A 15,986-nucleotide genomic window follows, 5' to 3' on the forward strand; every position below is an offset into this window, starting at 1 on the left:
ATGGGCGTCCGGTCGGCAGTACCGGCCTCGGACCGGCCGCCGCCGGTCGGTGGGCGGGCTCGGGTTTTCCACGCCGTCACCGTGTTCACCGTGTTCACCGTTCTCAGGAGCAGAGATGAAGACCCGCACCCGCGTTCTCACCGGTACCGCCCTCGTCGTCGCGCTCGGCGCCGGGGCCTTCGGCGCCGTCAGTGCCAGTGCCACCACCGGTACGCCCGCCCACACCGTTGCCGCCAAGGACGACAAGGACTTCACCACCAGTACGCACCTCACCGTCGACGCCGCGACCCGCGCCGCCCGGGCCGCGCTGGAGGCCGCGCAGAAGGAGGACCAGAAGGTGACCGTCGCGGTGGTGGACCGCAACGGCAACACCATCGTCACCCTGCGCGGCGACGGCGCCGGACCGCAGTCCTACGAGTCGGCGCAGCGCAAGGCCTACACCGCCGTGTCCTGGAACGCGCCCACCTCGGTGCTCGCGGGCCGTCTCGCCCAGGCCCCCAACCTGAAGGACATCCCCGGCACCCTCTTCCTCGCGGGCGGTACCCCCGTGCAGGCCGGCGGCGCGCCGGTCGCCGGTGTCGGCGTGGCCGGTGCGCCGAGCGGGGATCTGGACGAGAAGTTCGCGAAGGCGGGTGTCGACGCGCTCGGCAAGTAGCGCCCGCCCTCCGGCCGCCCTCACGCGCCGACTCCCCCGCAGAGCGATCCCGCCCCGCCTAGGATCGAGCGTGTGGAACACCGCGCGCTCTCCCGCCTCGCCGCCCCCGCCGTCGCTGCCCTGCTCGCCCTCACCACAGGGTGCACGGGCAGCGCCGTGCAGGGGCGGCCGGGTGCGTCGGGGCTGCGCGATCCGTACTTTCCGAAGGCGGGCAACGGCGGCTACCAGGTCGACCACTACGAGCTGGACCTGGACTACGACCCGGCCGACGGGCGGTTGCACGGCACCGCGGTGATCACCGCCCGCGCCGAGCAAGGGCTGAGCGCCTTCAACCTCGACCTCAGCGGCCTGGAGGTGGAGGAGGTGACGGTGCAGGGCGCCGGGGCCCGGTACAACCGCAGCGGCAACGAGCTGACCGTGCGCCCGGCCGAGGACCTGGAGAAGGGCGAGGTCTTCCGCACCGAGGTCGACTACAGCGGCAAGCCGAAGGCCCTGACGGACGCGGACGGTGCGAAGGAGGGCTGGATCACCACCGGGGACGGTGCGGTCGGCGTCGGCGAGCCGGTCGGTTCGATGACCTGGTTCCCGGGCAACCACCATCCCAGCGACAAGGCCGCCTACGACATCACCCTCACCGTCCCCAAGGGCTACGAGGCCGTGTCGAACGGCGAGCTGCGCTCGCGGACGACGCGGCCCGACGGGCGGACCGCGTTCGCCTGGCACAGCCCGGAACCGATGGCGAGCTACCTGGCGACCGCCGTCGTCGGCAAGTACGAGGTGGCGACCGGGCGGACCCCCTCGGGGGTGCCCTTGTACAACGCGGTGGCGCCCGGCGAGGCGGCGGCGAGCGCCGCGAAGCTGGCCCGGCTGCCCGAGATGGTGGAGTGGGCCGGCGCCCGCTTCGGCCCGTACCCCTTCGGCACGGCGGGGGCGATCGTGCTGCCCGCCGGGAGCCTCACCTACGCGCTGGAGACGCAGACCAGGCCGGTCTTCTCGGGGGCGCCGTCCTCCGAGGAGCTCGTCCTGCACGAGCTGGCCCACCAGTGGTTCGGCGACTCGGTGTCGCCGGCGTCCTGGAAGGACATGTGGCTCAACGAGGGCTTCGCGACCTACGCGGAGTGGCTGTGGACCGAGGACCACGGCGGGCCCACCGCGCAGGAGCACTTCGACGCCTTCCTGACCGGCGACACCGAGGTGGACGCGGAGGCGGGATCCGACTGGTACGCCTTTGCGCCGGCTGCCCCGCCCGGCCCCGAGGACATCTCCGGCGATCCCGTGTACCACCGGGGGGCGATGGTGCTGCACCGGATCCGCCAGGAGGTGGGCGACGAGAAGTTCTCCGCCCTGCTCGGCGGCTGGGCCGCCGAGCACCGGCACGGGAACGCCACGACGGCCGCGTTCACGGCCTACGCGCAGGAGAAGACCGGGCACGACCTGAAGAAGGTCTGGGACGTCTGGCTGTACGGGCAGGCCCGCCCCCGCTGACGCTACGTGAGCGGCTTGCGCAGCACCGTGCAGTCGCGGCCCCGTTCGCGGTCCTTGGACCGGCGCAGGGGCGAATACCCCATGGACTGCCAGAACGCGAGCCCCGTGGAGTTGTCGTCGAGTACGGCGAGGCGCACCCCCGTGCGGCCGGCGGCGCGGAAGCGGTCCTCGACGAGGGTGGCCAGGGCGCGGCCGTACCCTTCGCGGTGCGCGGTGGCGTCGATGAGCAGCAGGCCGATCCACGGGTCCGGATCGCCGGAGGCCGGGTCGGGGTGACGGGCGAGGGTGACGGCCAGGCCGACGAGCCGGCCGGCGGAGCGGGCCAGGAGGATCTCGGCGCCGTCAAGGGCGAGTTCGTCGGCGAGTGAGGCCGCGACCTGTTCGACCGTGATGCGGTTCGGGTCGGGGAAGTCGCCGCTCAGTTCGAAGAACGTGTGGTTCGTCGCGTACAGGGCGGCGATCTCGGTGAGGACCGGACCGGGCAGGGCGCCGTCCACGGGGACGAGCGGTTGGAGAATCACCTGGTGAACGGTAGCGAAGGCCCCTCCCCGGACGGCCGGGGAGGGGCCTTCGCCTGCGGTGTGTCCGCCGGGGCCGGACTCAGACGTTGACGCCGAAGTCCTGCGCAATGCCGGTGAGGCCGGAGGCGTAGCCCTGGCCGACGGCGCGGAACTTCCACTCGGCGCCGTTGCGGTAGAGCTCGCCGAAGACCATGGCGGTCTCGGTGGCCGCGTCCTCGGAGAGGTCGTAGCGGGCGATCTCGGCGCCGCCGGCCTGGTTCACGACGCGGATGTAGGCGTTGCGGACCTGGCCGAAGTTCTGGCTGCGGGCCTCGGCGTCGTAGATGGAGACCGGAAAGACGATCTTGTCGACATCGGCGGGCAGGCCGGCGAGGTTGACGTTGATGGCCTCGTCGTCGCCGGCGCCTTCGCCGGTGCGGTTGTCACCGGTGTGGACGATGGTCTGGTCCGGGGTGGACTTGTTGTTGAAGAAGACGAAGTGGCCGTCGGAGACGACCTTGCCCGTCGGGTTGACCGCGATGGCCGAGGCGTCGAGGTCGAAGTCGACACCGGTGGTGGTGCGGACGTCCCAGCCGAGGCCGACCGTGACGGCAGCGAGGCCGGGGGCCTCCTTCGAGAGCGAGACGTTGCCGCCCTTGGACAGGCTGACAGCCATGGGAATGTCCCTTTCCTCATCCGACATGCACGTACAGGCGGTCAAATTACCGCTCATCCCCCTAACGCGACGAGGGGCTGCCCGGTTCCCGCGCGGAGCGTCCGGGGAAATGAGGGTGACGGGGCGTGGCGGGGCACGGATCATAGGGGGCATGCCTGGTCCCTATGTCATCCGCGGTTCGGTCGTGCTCCCCGAGGGCGAGCTCGCCTGGCGTTTCTCGCGGTCCTCCGGGCCGGGCGGTCAGCACGTGAACACCTCGGACTCGCGCGCGGAGCTGTTGTTCGACCTGGCGGCGACGAAGGCGCTGCCCGAGGTGTGGAAGGCGCGTGCGCTGGAGCGGCTCGCTCCGCGGCTGGTGGACGGGGTGGTGACCGTACGGGCTTCGGAGCACCGCTCGCAGCTGCGCAACCGGGAGATGGCGCTGGTGCGGCTGGCGTCGCTGCTCGCCGAGGCGACGGCGCCGCCGCCGAAGGCGCGCCGGGCGACGAAGATCCCCCGCGGGATCAACGAGCGGCGCCTGCGCGAGAAGAAGGCGCGGGCCGAGACCAAGCGCGGCCGCACCGGCCGCGACTGGTAGCCGCCGGGCGGGCCGTACGTGCGAGCGGCAGGCCCGCGTCCGCCGGGCGGGCCGTGCGTGCGAGCGGCGCCCCCGCATCCTCCGGGCGGGCCCCTTCCGGTGTCACTGGCCGAGGTGGCGGTAGCGGCCGCGGAAGTACGTCAGGGGCTGGGCGTCCGGCGCGGGCAGGGAGGCGGTCAGGACGCGGCCGATGACCAGGGTGTGGTCGCCAGCCTCGACCCGGTTCTCCGTACGGCACTCCAGGGTGGCCAGCGCACCGCTCAGCACCTGGGCGCCCGAGACCTCACCGCGTACACAGGGCAGGTCCGCGAAGAGGAGCCGGTCGCTGATCCGCCCCTTCATCGAGAAGCGGCCCGCGACCTGCAGCTGGTGGTCCGCCAGGAGCGAGACCGCCCACAGCGGCTGCTCCGCCAGCAGGTCGTCCATGCGGGAGCCCTCGCGCAGGCTCACCAGCACCAGCGGCGGGTCCAGGGAGACGGACATGAAGGCGGTCGCCGTCATGCCGACGTCCTCACCGCGCGGGCCGTCCGCCGATAGAGGGGGCTCGTGCGCGGTGACCAGGCACACGCCCGCCGCCAGCCGGGACATGGCGGCCCTGAACTCTTCGTTGCTCACCCCCTCAGCATGGGGGGCGGCGCGGGGCGTAAGGGGTACGGGGGTCGTCTTCAGCACGTTCGAACGCTAATCCCGCCCTCCCGCGGGCACATCGGGCCCCGGTCCGAGTCGCGCCCCCGCCGCTTGGCCTAGGCCCGGGCGTATCGTTTGCTTCCGCCAATGAGGGGGAGCGCTCCCAGCCCTCGGGCGCCCCGTGGGGCACTGTAATGCATTTCATGTGACTTAAGTCACAGAGGGCAAGATTTGTTGACCCTGTGTACCGGCCGCACAGCTCACTGTGATTCAGTGGACGGGACACCGCAACGAAACGCCGATGACAAACATGGAGTTGCTGTCGAGGTCTCGGGGAGAGCGAGCAATGGAGACCGAGTCGGAGCCGTACGTCCGTCTTGCGACCTTGCGGCAGCTGCACCGGGTGGTGGCCGAGCTCAACACGGCCCGGAGCCTGGCCGACACCCTGCAGACCGTCGTGGACGGCATCGTCGTGGGCCTCGGCTACGAACTCGCCTGTGTCAACCTCGTACGCCCTGACGGTGATCTCGTCGTCGCCGCCTTCGCAGGTGACCCCGCGGCCGAAGCCCTCATCACCGGTCGCGTCGGCTCCCGCAGCTCCTGGGAACGCCGCCTGACGATGGGTGAGAACTGGGACGGGCTGCGCTTCATCCCGCACACCGAGGGCTGGGTCCTGATGGAGGACGACGTCCCCCAGTGGCACACCGAGGGCCCCGAGCCGCGGTTCCAGGACGAGTGGCACCCCGAGGACCGGCTCTACGCCCCCATGTACGCGTCCGGCGGGGAACTTCTGGGTGTCATTTCGGTGGACAGACCGCGCAACGGGCGCCGGCCCGGCGCGTGGGGCCGCGAAGCGCTCCAGATGTACGCCTTCCAGGCGGCGATTGCGATCAGCAATGCCAGGCTCCGCGCGAACATGCAGCGCGCCCTGGTCCGGCTGGAGCGCGAGCAGCAGGCGCTGCGCGCCAGCGAGGAGTCCTTCCGGCAGGCCTTCGAGTACGCGCCCAGCGGCATGGCCATCGCCGAGATGGGCGGCGACCAGCACGGCCGGCTCCTGCGGACCAATGACGCGCTGTGCCGGCTGCTGGGCCGGCCGGCCTCCGTCCTGCGCCGCTACTCCTTCTCCGACCTGGTCCACCCCGAGGACATCGGCACCCTGCTGCGCACCTCCGCCGAGGGCGGCCGCGCCGAGCTGCGGCTCGGCCGGCGGGACGGTACGTACGTGTGGGTCTCGCTGCGCAATTCCGTGGTCGCCGACGCCGCCGACGGGCCGCGTTTCCTGCTCACCCACGTCGAGGACATCGAGGAGCGCAAGCGGCACGAGCTCCAGCTCGCCCACCGCGCCAGCCACGACTCGCTGACCGGCCTGCCCAACAGCGCCGAGCTGCGGTCCCGGCTCGGCGCGCGGCTGTGCCGCAGACCGCAGTCCGTACGGGCTACCGCTGTGGAGGCCCTGGACGCAGCTTACGAGGGCCGGGAGGGATACCCGGGCCACGCGGCGCGGGCCGCGGCGGGGGGCGCCGGCGAGCACGGCTTCCCGCCCGATGGGACCGACCGGTACGGCGGTGCCGATGCCTTCCAGTTCCCGGGCGGTGCGGCGGCCGGGGGCGTGGACGGCCCCTACGACCACCACGTGCACACCGTGGCGCCCGCGACCGAGGCCGACGACGGCACGAAGGGCCTCGCGGTGCTCTTCTGCGACCTCGACGGCTTCAAGTCGATCAACGACCGGTTCGGGCACCACACGGGTGACGCGGTCCTGATCGAGGTGGCACGGCGGCTGACGACCGGTGTCAGGGACGGTGACACCGTCGCCCGGCTGGGTGGTGACGAATTCGTCGTCCTGGCCGACGGGCTCGGCGCCGCGGACGCCGCCGACCTCGCCGTCCGGCTGCGCAACGCGATCATCCCGCCGATCCGGGTGGACGGCCGCGCGGTGCGCGTGGGGGCCAGTTTCGGCATCGGCTGGGCCAGCTGCGGGATGTCGGCGGACGAGGTCCTGCGCTCCGCCGACCAGCGCATGTACATCGAGAAGCGGTCCCGCTCCAAGGCGCACCGCAGGGCCGGCTGAGGCGATCGGCCGCCCGTGGGCGCACGTGTTCGGGGTAGGCTCCCGGGGGTCGAAAGGAGTGACCTGCGATGACGACGCCCGCGAACAACGGCCCGCACGGTGGGGCGAACAAGCCCGAGGACGATGATCCGTTCGGCTATCTCTACGCGGACGGCCAGGCGGCCGGAGCCACCCCGCCCGGCTCGGGCGGTGGATACGGCTACCCCGGTCCGGCGGCCGGTGGTCACCCCGGTACGCAGCCCGGCGTTCCGCGGACCTCCCACCACCAGGTGCGGACGGTCGGCGACCGCAGGAGCAGCGGCGGCCCGCGCGGCCCCGTTCCCCAGCAGGGCCAGCCCCCCTACCAGGCGCAGTACCAGGCTCCCGAGGCCCTCCAGGCCGGTGGTTACGGCGTTCCGCCGCAGGCGCAGCCCCCCCAGCACCAGACCCAGACCCTCTCGCACTCCGGCGGGCACGGCGGCGGTGGCGGCGGCTCCAGCCGCAAGGGCCTGATCATCGCGGCGATAGCGGTGGTCGGCGCGGTCGCGATCGGCATCGGCGCGGCCGTGGCCTTCGGCGGCAAGGACGAGAAGAAGGACGACAAGGCGGACGGCGGCCAGCAGTCGGCGGCCCCGCAGGATCCCGCGTCCCCCGCCCCGAGCGGCGGCTCCCCGAAGCCGTCCGAGGCCCCGCTCCCGAAGGGCGAGGCCGCCGGTGCGGGCATGGTGCTGAGCGGCGGCGCGCAGTTGCAGAGCACGGTGCCGGGCTCGAAGAGCTCGGGCGGCCAGTACGTGGGCAACTTCAACCAGCCCGGTGCGGCCGTGACCTGGAGCCTGGACGTTCCCAAGGCCGGGAAGTACAAGTTCTACGTGCGCTTCGGTATCCCGGGCGAGGACGCCGACGGCACCCTGACCGTCAACGGCACGCCCAACGGGGCGCCGATCAGTATGCGCAACTTCGCCAAGTCGCCCAAGGGCGACTGGGAGAAGGGCTGGCAGACGACCTGGGGCCAGGTGACCCTCGTTCAGGGTGCCAACACGGTCAAGCTGTCGTGCGAGGCCGGCAACAAGTGCAACGTCAACATCGACCAGCTCTGGCTCGAACGGTTCTGACCCCCGAAGCGGGTCTGCCTCCGCCGCCCACGGGGCAGGGGCAGACCCGGCGTTCACATCGGGTGCTAGCCGCAGTGGACCCAGGGGCTGCCGCCATCGTGCGTCTTCTCCAGGTACGTGGAGTTGTCCCCCATCCAGACGCCCGTGAGCTGGCCGTCGACCTGGACGCACCTGCCCGGTGCCTTGAGGTAGACCGGGCCCGCGTACTGGGTGTAGGCGCGCTGGCCGTCGCTGACGCTGTGGCCGGCGTCGTCCCGCAGGGTGACGCCCATGCCGTAGGTGACGCGGAAATTGGCGTCGCGGCGCAGGATCGCGCAGTTCGTGCCGTTGGAGCTGTTGTAGTACAGGAAGACGACGCCGGCACCGGATATGCCGCTGTCGTCGCCGAGCGCGTAGGCGTCCTGCTGGCGGTACCCGGCCCCGCACGAGCCGCCGTTGATGGTCTGGGCCTGGGCGGGAACCGCGGCGAGGCCGGCGATGGCCACCACACCGGTGGCCACTGTGAGGAGGTTGCGGACGAGTCGGTTCATGGATCAGCCTCGTAAATTCGAAGATCAAATAGGCTTGTTGATCTTAAGTGCGCTCTACTTCGGCCCGCGCCACTCAGTGGCATCGTCCATCACACTCCGGCCAAGATGTGCTGACGCGAGCTCAGCGGTCCGCGTCGCCGGTGACGCAGACGGCCGTCCGCAGTTCCTCGTAGACGCCGGGGTCGAATTCTCCCGCCGCCGGGGCGGCGACCGTGGCCGCCGAGAGGGCCACCGCGCGGGTCAGCCGGGACGGCCAGTCCAGGTCCTCCGCCAGGGCCGACAGCAGCCCCGCGACCGCGGAGTCGCCGGCACCGGTGGGGTTGCCGGACAGGGCGCGCGGCGGAGCCGCCTGCCAGACGCCCTCGGGGGTCGCCGCCAGCAGGCCGGCCGGGCCGAGCGAGGTGACCACCGCGTGGGCGCCCCGGCGGCGGGCGTCGCGCGTGGCGGGGAGCGGCTCGCGCGACCCGGTCAGCTCGGCCAGTTCGGCGGCGTTCGGCTTGATCATCTCCGGGCGGGCGGCAACGCCGCGGCGCAGGGCCTCACCGCTGGTGTCCAGGAGGACCGGGACCCCGGCCGCGCGGGCCGCCCGTACGAGTACCGCGTACGCGCCGACGGGCACGCCGGGCGGGAGGCTGCCGCTCAGTGCCACGGCCCGGGAGCCGGCCAGCAGCTCCTCGTACCGGGCGAGGAACCGCGACCACTCGGCCGGCGTGATCATTGGGCCCGGCTCGTTGAACTGCGTGGTGTCGCCGGAGGTCTCGTCGGTGACGGCCAGCGTGCGGCGCGTGGTGCCCGCGCAGGGGACCAGGGCGTCCGTCACACCGGGGGACCGCGCCAGCAGTTCCTGTACGACGGCCCCGGTGGGGCCGCCCGCGAAGCCGGTCGCGGTGACCTCGTGGCCGAGGGCGGCCAGGACGCGGGCCACGTTGATCCCCTTGCCGCCGGGGCGTTCGCAGACGGCGGTGACGCGGTGCGAGGCGTGCGGGAGCAGCCGCGGCACGCGGTAGGTGACGTCGAGCGCGGTGTTGAGCGTCACGGTCAGGATCATGGGCACCCCCGGGTCTGTTGCTGCCGGGATCATGCCAAACGTGAGGCGGTCGGCCCAGTCCTGCGGGCCGACCGTCCCGGCCGGTACAGCCGCTTGGCCGTCAGGAGCCCTCGCGAGCGGCGGGGCTGACGATCCATTCACCGCGGCGCATGACGCCCCTGATGTCGAAAGCGGCGTCCAGGACGACCAGGTCGGCGTACTTGCCGGGCTCCAGCGAGCCGATCTCGTCGTAGAGGCCGATCAGCCGGGCGGGATTGGCGGAGATCGCCTGGACCACGGACTCCACCGGCAGCTTGTCGAGGGTGACCGAGCGCTTGAAGGCGGTGTCGAGGGTCAGCGTCGAGCCGGCGATGGAGCCTCCCTCCACCAGCCGGGCCACCCCCTCCTTGACCTCGACCTCCAGCGGGCCGAGGTGGTAGGTCCCGTCGCCGAAACCGGCGGCGTCCATCGCATCGGTGATCAGCGCCACGCGGTGGGCACCGGCGTGGTGGAAGGCCAGTTCCAGCGCCGCCGGATGCAGGTGGGTGCCGTCGTTGATGAGTTCGACGGTGATCCGCTCGTCCTCCAGCAGCGCTGCGATCGGGCCCGGCTCGCGGTGGGCGAGGGCGGGCATCGCGTTGAAGAGGTGGGTGGCCACGGTCGCGCCCGCGTCGATGGCGGCGCGGGTCTGTTCGTACGTCGCGTCGGTGTGGCCGATCGCCGCGACGACCCCGTGCTCGGCCAGCAGCCGTACGGAGTCCAGGCCGCCCGGCAGTTCGGTGGCCAGGGTGAACATCCGGGCGGAGCCGTGGGCGGCGTCGATCAGCTTGCGGACCTCCGCCGGGTCGGGGTCGCGGAGCAGGTCCTCCTTGTGCGCGCCCTTGCGGCAGGGGGAGATGAAGGGGCCCTCGAAGTGGATGCCCGCGATCTCGCCCTGCTGGGTGAGCTCGGCGAGCAGGCCCGCCCGCCGGGCCAGTTCGTCCAGGTCGCCGGTGACGGTGGAGGCGACCAGCGTGGTCGTCCCGTGCTCGCGGTGGGTGCGGACGCCCTTGAGGACCTCCTCGGCGGTGCCCGAGGTGAAGGAGGCGCCGCCACCGCCGTGGTTGTGCATGTCCACGAAGCCGGGGACGATCCAGTGCCCGGACAGGTCGACGACCTGCGCGCCCTCCCGGGCGCTGCCGGCGATGCGGTCGCCGTCGACGATGACCCGCCCGTTGGCAACGGTCCCGGTGGGCAGCACCACCCTGGCGCCGGAGAGAACGGTGCTGTGTGCGCTTGCGGACATCAGGCAGGTACCTCCGTGGCGAGTAGGTCCCAGGCGAGCAGCCCTGCGCCCAGGCATCCGGCGGCGTCCCCGAGGGCCGCCGGAACGATGTGGGGGAGCCGCTGGAACGTCACGCGCTCCTCCACGGCCGTCCGTAGTGGTGCGAACAAGGTTTCCCCCGCCTCCGCGAGGCCGCCACCGATGATCAGCGTGCGCGGGTCCAGCAGGGTGATCGCGGTCACCAGTCCGTCCGCGAGCGCCCCGACCGCGGCCAGCCACACCCCGCGGGCCCGCTCGTCGCCGGACGCGACGGCCTCGGCGCAGTCCGCGGCATCGGCCGCGGGATCGCCGCAGACGGCCGCCCAGGCACGGCTGACGGCGGAGGCGGAGGCGAGGGTTTCCAGGCAGCCGTACTGGCCGCAGCCGCAGGCGGGGCCGCCGGGGCGGACCACGATGTGGCCGATCTCGCCCGCGTAGCCGTGGGCCCCCGCCTCGATGCGGCCGGCGATGCCGATGGCTCCGGCGATGCCGGTGCCGAGGGGGACGAAGAGGAAGCGGTCGGCGTCCCGGCCGGCGCCGATGCGGCCCTCCGCCAGACCGCCCGTGCGCACGTCGTGGCCGAGGGCCACCGGGATGCCTCCGAGGCGCTTGCCGAGCAGGTCGCGCAGGGGTACGTCGCGCCAGCCCAGGTTCGCCGCGTAGACGGCGATGCCGTTCTCGGCGTCGACGATGCCGGGGACGGCGACCCCGGCGGCGGAGGCGGGCCGCCCGAAGTGCTCCGTGCCGATGCCGAGGAGCTCGGCGGCGAAGTCCTGGATCGTCTCGACGACGGCGTCGGCGCCCCGCTCGCGGCCCGTGGCGCGGCGCGCCTCGTGGAGCAGGGTGCCGTCGTCGGCGACGAGGGCGGCCTTCATCCCGGTGCCGCCCACATCGAGGGCGATGACGTGTTTCACGGATTTCACAGGTGACAGTCTCGCGCGCTCGAAGGGGAAAGGTCTAGTCCATTGGGGTGGATTGTTGAGTGGCCATACAAAATGGGGACCACCGGCGGGGCGCGGTCGGGACACGGAGCGGATCCACGGGGGATCCGGATGTGGACGAGCCGCCAAAGTGGTGTAGACCTTACGTGGATCGTACGTACAACAAGGGGTGGTCGAGAACTGTGAAGCGCCGATACCTGAGCCTGGCCGCAGCCGGCGCCGCACTGTGCCTGACCGCCGTGACCCTGACGGGCTGCGGCGCCGTCGGCGGCCTCACGGGGGACAACGAGGTGACCCTGCGGGTCGTGGCGGCCGAGTACGGGGACAATCCGCAGAATTCCTCGGCGACGTACTGGAAGAACCTCGCCGACGGCTTCGAGAAGGCGAACCCGGGCGTCAACGTCGAGGTGAGCGTCTACTCCTGGTCGGAGGTCGACGCCAAGGTCGCCGAGATGGTCAAGGCCGGCAAGGCGCCCGACATCGCGCAGATCGGTGCCTACGCCGACTACGCGGAGGCGGGCAAGCTGTACACCGCCGACGAGCTGCTCTCCGTCAAGACCGAGGCCGACTTCCTCGCGCCGCTCGCCGACGCGGGCAAGGTCAAGCGGGTCCAGTACGGCCTGCCCTTCGTGGCGAGCACCCGGCTGCTCTTCTACAACGAGAAGCTGCTGACCGACGCGGGTGTCATCGCCAAGGACGCCAAGACCGGCTGGCAGCCCAAGAGCTGGGCGGAGCTGGAGGCGGCCGCCAAGAAGCTCAAGGGCGCCGGCGTCCCGACCCCCTTCGCGCTGCCGCTGGGCCGCGAGGAGGCGCAGGCCGAGACGATGATGTGGATGCTGGCGGGCGGTGGCGGCTACACCGACAACGAAGAGCAGTACGCCATCGACTCCCCCGAGAACGTCAGGGCCTTGGAGTTCCTGCGGGACAAGATGGTCGGGCAGGGGCTCACCGGCCCGGTCGAGCCGGGGAAGCTGAACCGGCAGGCGGCCTTCGACGCCTTCACGCGGGGCGAGGTCGGCATGCTCAACGGCCACCCGACGCTGCTGAAGCAGGCCGCCGGGAAGGGCGTCAAGTTCGGCATGGTCACCATGCCGACGGCCGACGGCACCGACCACTCGGCGATGGGCGTCGCCGACTGGGTGATGGCCTTCAGGAACGGCCACCAGAAGGAGTCCGGGAAGTTCCTGGACCACCTCTACGAAGCCCAGAACGTGACCGCCTTCACCAGCATGTACGACCTCCTGCCGGTCACCACCACCGGCTACCGGGCGATCCAGTCCGGCACCGGTACCGGCAGCGCCGCGCCGCAGCTGAAGACCTTCCTGGACGCGCTGCCCAACGCGCGCCTGTACCCGGTCGGCAAGAAGTCCTGGGCGGGCGTCAGCGAGGACATCAAGCAGAACATCGGCAAGACGGTGCAGCCGGGCGGCGATCCGGCGAAGGTGCTGGAGGACATCGCGTCGTCGGCGCGCGCGGCCGACCCGCGCTGACGGGCGGCCCGCGCTGACGGCCGGCCCCGCGGTCGGCCGGCCCCGCGGTCGGGCGGCCCCCGCGGCCGGGCGGCCCCCGCGGCCGGGCGGCCTCCGCCCGGCCGCGCGGGCCCGTGTCGGTGGGCGGCGTTAATCTGGCGGTATGACGGACGAGGGGCGGCTGACGGCCACGGAGGCCGCGGTGCTCGCGTACGAGGCCCGTACCTGGCCCGGGCCCGGGGCCAAGGAGCGGGCCATACGGGAAGGGCTGGGGATGGCCCCGGTCCGCTACTACCAGCTGCTCAACGCCCTGATGGACGACCCTCGGGCGCTCGCGCACGCGCCGGGCACGGTGAACCGCCTGCGCCGGATCCGCGAGGCCCAGCGGGCCCGGCGGTGACGGGGCGCCGGGGCGGCGCGAGTGGCGGGGATGGCGGGGGCACGGGACAGACGGCGGGGCGGACGGCGACGGCTGCGGCCGGGCGGACCGCGCCGTAGCCGTCGCCCCGCGGGGCCGTTAGGGTCGTCCGTATGGGGAGCCATCCGAACGATCTGCCGACACCCGTCACCGCAGCCGGACGCGAGGGACTGGAAGCCCTCCTCCGCACACCTCGACGGTCCGTGGTCGCCCTCGACTTCGACGGCACGCTGGCCGACATCGTGCCGGACCCGGACCAGGCGCGGGCCCATCCCGGAGCCGTGCCCGCGCTGGCCGCGCTGGCTCCCGAGGTGGCCTCCGTCGCCGTGGTCACCGGCCGGCCGGCGAGCGTCGCCGTCCGCTACGGGGGTTTCGCCGGGGTCCCCGGTCTGGAGCACATGGTCGTCCTCGGCCACTACGGGGCCGAGCGGTGGGACGCCGTCACCGGAATCGTCCACGCCCCCGCCGAGCACCCCGGGGTGGCGGCGGTCCGCGCGGAGCTGCCGGGGTTCCTGGACTCGATCGGTGCCTGGCAGGGAACGTGGATCGAGGAGAAGGGCCGGGCCCTGGCCGTCCACACCCGCCGGGCGGCGGACCCGGAGGCGGCCTTCGCGGCGCTGCGGGAACCCCTGACCGAGCTGGCCGCGCGGCACGGGCTGATGGTCGAGCCGGGCCGGGCCGTGCTGGAGCTGAGGCCGCCGGGGATGGACAAGGGCGTCGCCCTCACGGAGTTCCTGGCGGAGACGGACGCGGAGGCGGTCGTGTACGCGGGGGACGACCTGGGTGACCTCGCCGCGTATGCGGCCGTCGAGAAGCGGCGGACGGACGGGCTGCCGGGGTTGCTGGTGTGCAGTGGTTCGGCGGAGGTGCCGGAGCTGGCGGCCCGGGCGGATCTCGTCCTCGCCGGCCCGGGCGAGGTGGTGTCGTTCCTGGCGGCCCTCGCCGCCGCCGTACGGGCCTGACGGGAGACGGCCCCGCGGCGCCGTCTCCCGGGGCTCCGCCCCGGGCCCCGCGCCTCGGACGGTGGCGGGGCTGAGTGTGGGGCTCCGCCCCGGGCCCCGCGCCCCAAACGCCGGCGGGGCTGAGTGTGGCCCGGCGGGGTCCCGGGCGGGTGGGTCAGGAGGTCAGGGCGGTCAGCTGGGACTTGAACCACTGGGACGGGGGGAGGGCCGTCGCGGCGGCGGCCAGGCGCTTGGTGCGGTCCGCCCGCTCGGCGTCCGGCATGGACAGCGCTTCGTGCAGCGCCTCCGCGGTCTGCGTCACGTCGAACGGGTTCACGGTCAGAGCGTCCCGCCGCAGCTCCTCGTACGCCCCCGCCCCGGTGGACAGCACCAGCACGCACCCCGCCTCCGACACCACCGGGATCTCCTTGGCCACCAGGTTCATCCCGTCCCGCACCGGGTTCACCAGCGCCACGTCCGCCATCCGGTACGCCGCCAGCGAGCGCGTGAAGTCGTCCTTCACCGACACCAGCACCGGCTCCCAGTCCTCCGTGCCGAACTCCGCGTTGATCTCCGCCGCCAGCTCGCGCACCGAAGCCGTGTAGTCCCGGTAGACCTGGAGGTCCTGCCGGGACGGGTACGCCGACGCCAGGTGCACCACCCGGCCCCGCCACTCGGGACGGGTGGTCAGCAGCTCCCGATAGGCCAGCAGGCCGCGCAGGATGTTCTTCGACAGCTCGGTCCGGTCCACGCGCACGATCGTCTTGCGGCCCGCCGCCTGTGCCCGCAGCTCCGCCAGCTTGTCGTCGACCTCCGGCCGGTGCGCCAGTGCCCGCAGCTCGTCCGCGTCCACGCCCAGGGGGAACTGCGTCACCTCGGTGAAGCGGCGCTCCCCGTACCCGCTGCCGTCCGCCTTCATCCGGCGGTGCCACACCCCGCGCTCCGCGGACCCGCTCGGCGAGGACCCGTCCGCGACACCGCTCGCGTCGTCGATCTGCGCGCCGGTGATGAAGTTGACCGCCCACGCCCAGGTGTGGAAGCCCAGCAGGTCCGCCCCGAGCATGCCCCACACCAGCTGCATCCGGATGTCGTCCGGCAGCATGTCCAGGAACTCCCGCGACGCCCACGGCGTGTGCGTGAAGTGCGCGATCCGCAGGTCGGGCCGCAGCTCCCGCAGCTGTCCCGGCACCAGCGCCAGCTGGTAGTCCTGCACCAGGACGCAGGCACCCTGCGCCGCCTCCGCCGCCAGGGCCTGCGCGAAAGCCCGGTTGTAGGCGACGTAGGAGTCCCACTGCCGCCGGAAAGCCGCGTCGAAGACCGGCTCGCGCGGCACGTCGTACAGGTGGTGGTGGGTGAACCACAGCACCGAGTTCGCGATGCCGTTGTAGGCGTCGTCGTAGACCGCGGGATCGATGTCCAGCATCCGCACGCCCGGCTCCGATACGCCCCGGCGGACGGCCTCGCGGTCCGCCTCCGACAGGGCCGCGCACACCCACACCGCATCCGGCTGCTCCGCGAGCGCCGCCGAGAGACCGGAGACGAGCCCGCCCCCGCCGCGCCGCGCGCTGAGGGTGCCGTCCTCGGCCAGGGCGTAGGAGAGCGGACCGCGGTTAGCTGCAACGAGTACCTGAGAAGCCATGCCGCCAACCTAGCCCGGCTCGCACCGGCTCAAACG

16 protein-coding genes are annotated in these 15,986 nt (G+C 72.8%); 8 read left to right on the forward strand and 8 right to left on the reverse strand.

From position 1 onward, the window contains the following. Positions 1-115 precede the first annotated feature (115 nt). Both AMK16_RS32395 and AMK16_RS32400 read left to right on the forward strand, forming a co-directional pair. Positions 116-655 (forward strand): GlcG/HbpS family heme-binding protein, encoded by a 540-nt coding sequence (locus tag AMK16_RS32395; RefSeq protein ID WP_073920912.1) that lies wholly within the window; start codon positions 116-118, stop codon positions 653-655. Positions 656-727: 72 nt separating this feature from the next. Further along, positions 728-2,140, forward strand: coding sequence for a M1 family metallopeptidase (locus AMK16_RS32400; RefSeq protein WP_073920913.1), 1,413 nt, complete (start codon positions 728-730; stop codon positions 2,138-2,140). Positions 2,141-2,142: 2 nt separating this feature from the next. On the opposite strand, the gene AMK16_RS32405 is transcribed toward AMK16_RS32400, so the two are convergent. Both AMK16_RS32405 and AMK16_RS32410 read right to left on the reverse strand, forming a co-directional pair. Further along, positions 2,143-2,661: a GNAT family N-acetyltransferase gene (locus AMK16_RS32405; RefSeq protein WP_073920914.1), complete on the reverse strand. Its 519-nt coding sequence runs from the start codon at positions 2,659-2,661 to the stop codon at positions 2,143-2,145. Between the two features lie 79 nt (positions 2,662-2,740). Next, a complete protein-coding gene (locus AMK16_RS32410; protein ID WP_030009238.1) occupies positions 2,741-3,316 on the reverse strand; it encodes a TerD family protein in 576 nt (191 codons plus the stop codon). A gap of 142 nt (positions 3,317-3,458) precedes the next feature. Between AMK16_RS32410 and arfB the strand changes: the two genes are divergently transcribed. Then, on the forward strand, positions 3,459-3,893 hold the full coding sequence (arfB, locus tag AMK16_RS32415) for an alternative ribosome rescue aminoacyl-tRNA hydrolase ArfB (RefSeq protein WP_073920953.1): 435 nt from the start codon (positions 3,459-3,461) through the stop codon (positions 3,891-3,893). Between the two features lie 102 nt (positions 3,894-3,995). Here the strand turns inward: arfB and AMK16_RS32420 are convergent, their stop codons facing one another. Then, positions 3,996-4,565 carry a flavin reductase family protein gene (locus tag AMK16_RS32420; RefSeq protein ID WP_073920915.1) on the reverse strand — a complete coding sequence of 190 codons (570 nt, stop codon included), beginning with the start codon at positions 4,563-4,565 and terminating at the stop codon, positions 3,996-3,998. A 301-nt stretch (positions 4,566-4,866) separates the two neighbouring features. Here AMK16_RS32420 and cdgB point away from each other — a divergent pair, with 301 nt between their 5' ends. Continuing rightward, the gene (gene cdgB / locus AMK16_RS32425; protein WP_073920916.1) at positions 4,867-6,591 is read left to right on the forward strand and encodes a diguanylate cyclase CdgB; all 1,725 of its coding nucleotides are present in this window, start codon (positions 4,867-4,869) and stop codon (positions 6,589-6,591) included. Between the two features lie 68 nt (positions 6,592-6,659). Then, the gene (locus tag AMK16_RS32430) at positions 6,660-7,682 is read left to right on the forward strand and encodes a CBM35 domain-containing protein (RefSeq protein WP_073920917.1); all 1,023 of its coding nucleotides are present in this window, start codon (positions 6,660-6,662) and stop codon (positions 7,680-7,682) included. A 65-nt stretch (positions 7,683-7,747) separates the two neighbouring features. Here AMK16_RS32430 and AMK16_RS32435 read toward each other — a convergent pair whose 3' ends face one another. From AMK16_RS32435 to AMK16_RS32450, 4 genes are all read right to left on the reverse strand, one after another. Beyond that, on the reverse strand, positions 7,748-8,212 hold the full coding sequence (locus AMK16_RS32435) for a hypothetical protein (protein ID WP_073920918.1): 465 nt from the start codon (positions 8,210-8,212) through the stop codon (positions 7,748-7,750). 121 nt (positions 8,213-8,333) lie between these two features. After that, a complete protein-coding gene (locus AMK16_RS32440; protein WP_073920919.1) occupies positions 8,334-9,260 on the reverse strand; it encodes a 1-phosphofructokinase family hexose kinase in 927 nt (308 codons plus the stop codon). Positions 9,261-9,360: 100 nt separating this feature from the next. Further along, entirely contained in the window at positions 9,361-10,524 is a 1,164-nt protein-coding gene (gene nagA / locus AMK16_RS32445; protein WP_073920920.1) for an N-acetylglucosamine-6-phosphate deacetylase, read from the reverse strand. After that, positions 10,524-11,456, reverse strand: a complete 933-nt coding sequence (locus AMK16_RS32450) for an ROK family protein (RefSeq protein ID WP_073920921.1) — start codon at positions 11,454-11,456, stop codon at positions 10,524-10,526. Before AMK16_RS32450 ends, nagA begins: the two co-directional genes overlap by 1 nt. A 209-nt stretch (positions 11,457-11,665) precedes the next feature. On the opposite strand from AMK16_RS32450, the gene AMK16_RS32455 reads away from it, so the two are divergent. From AMK16_RS32455 to otsB, 3 genes are all read left to right on the forward strand, one after another. Further along, positions 11,666-12,973: an extracellular solute-binding protein gene (locus AMK16_RS32455; protein WP_073920922.1), complete on the forward strand. Its 1,308-nt coding sequence runs from the start codon at positions 11,666-11,668 to the stop codon at positions 12,971-12,973. Between the two features lie 142 nt (positions 12,974-13,115). Then, positions 13,116-13,352 carry a DUF3263 domain-containing protein gene (locus AMK16_RS32460; protein ID WP_073920923.1) on the forward strand — a complete coding sequence of 79 codons (237 nt, stop codon included), beginning with the start codon at positions 13,116-13,118 and terminating at the stop codon, positions 13,350-13,352. A gap of 131 nt (positions 13,353-13,483) precedes the next feature. Then, complete coding sequence (otsB, locus tag AMK16_RS32465) at positions 13,484-14,332, forward strand: trehalose-phosphatase (protein WP_073920924.1); 849 nt, start codon at positions 13,484-13,486, stop codon at positions 14,330-14,332. Positions 14,333-14,486: 154 nt separating this feature from the next. On the opposite strand, the gene AMK16_RS32470 is transcribed toward otsB, so the two are convergent. Then, positions 14,487-15,950: an alpha,alpha-trehalose-phosphate synthase (UDP-forming) gene (locus AMK16_RS32470; protein ID WP_073920925.1), complete on the reverse strand. Its 1,464-nt coding sequence runs from the start codon at positions 15,948-15,950 to the stop codon at positions 14,487-14,489. Positions 15,951-15,986: the final 36 nt, after the last annotated feature.

It is taken from the genome of Streptomyces sp. CB00455 (assembly GCF_001905445.1).
Classification (GTDB): Bacteria; Actinomycetota; Actinomycetes; order Streptomycetales; family Streptomycetaceae; genus Streptomyces.

Excerpts from the sequence above, each read along its gene's own strand:
- otsB (WP_073920924.1), top strand. The coding sequence starts at position 13,484 with ATGGGGAGCCATCCGAACGATCTGCCGACACCCGTCACCGCAGCCGGA.
- AMK16_RS32440 (WP_073920919.1), bottom strand. The coding sequence starts at position 9,260 with ATGATCCTGACCGTGACGCTCAACACCGCGCTCGACGTCACCTACCGC.
- AMK16_RS32435 (WP_073920918.1), bottom strand. The coding sequence starts at position 8,212 with ATGAACCGACTCGTCCGCAACCTCCTCACAGTGGCCACCGGTGTGGTG.
- AMK16_RS32470 (WP_073920925.1), bottom strand. The coding sequence starts at position 15,950 with ATGGCTTCTCAGGTACTCGTTGCAGCTAACCGCGGTCCGCTCTCCTAC.
- AMK16_RS32430 (WP_073920917.1), top strand. The coding sequence starts at position 6,660 with ATGACGACGCCCGCGAACAACGGCCCGCACGGTGGGGCGAACAAGCCC.
- AMK16_RS32395 (WP_073920912.1), top strand. The coding sequence starts at position 116 with ATGAAGACCCGCACCCGCGTTCTCACCGGTACCGCCCTCGTCGTCGCG.
- AMK16_RS32460 (WP_073920923.1), top strand. The coding sequence starts at position 13,116 with ATGACGGACGAGGGGCGGCTGACGGCCACGGAGGCCGCGGTGCTCGCG.
- AMK16_RS32410 (WP_030009238.1), bottom strand. The coding sequence starts at position 3,316 with ATGGCTGTCAGCCTGTCCAAGGGCGGCAACGTCTCGCTCTCGAAGGAG.
- nagA (WP_073920920.1), bottom strand. The coding sequence starts at position 10,524 with ATGTCCGCAAGCGCACACAGCACCGTTCTCTCCGGCGCCAGGGTGGTG.
- cdgB (WP_073920916.1), top strand. The coding sequence starts at position 4,867 with ATGGAGACCGAGTCGGAGCCGTACGTCCGTCTTGCGACCTTGCGGCAG.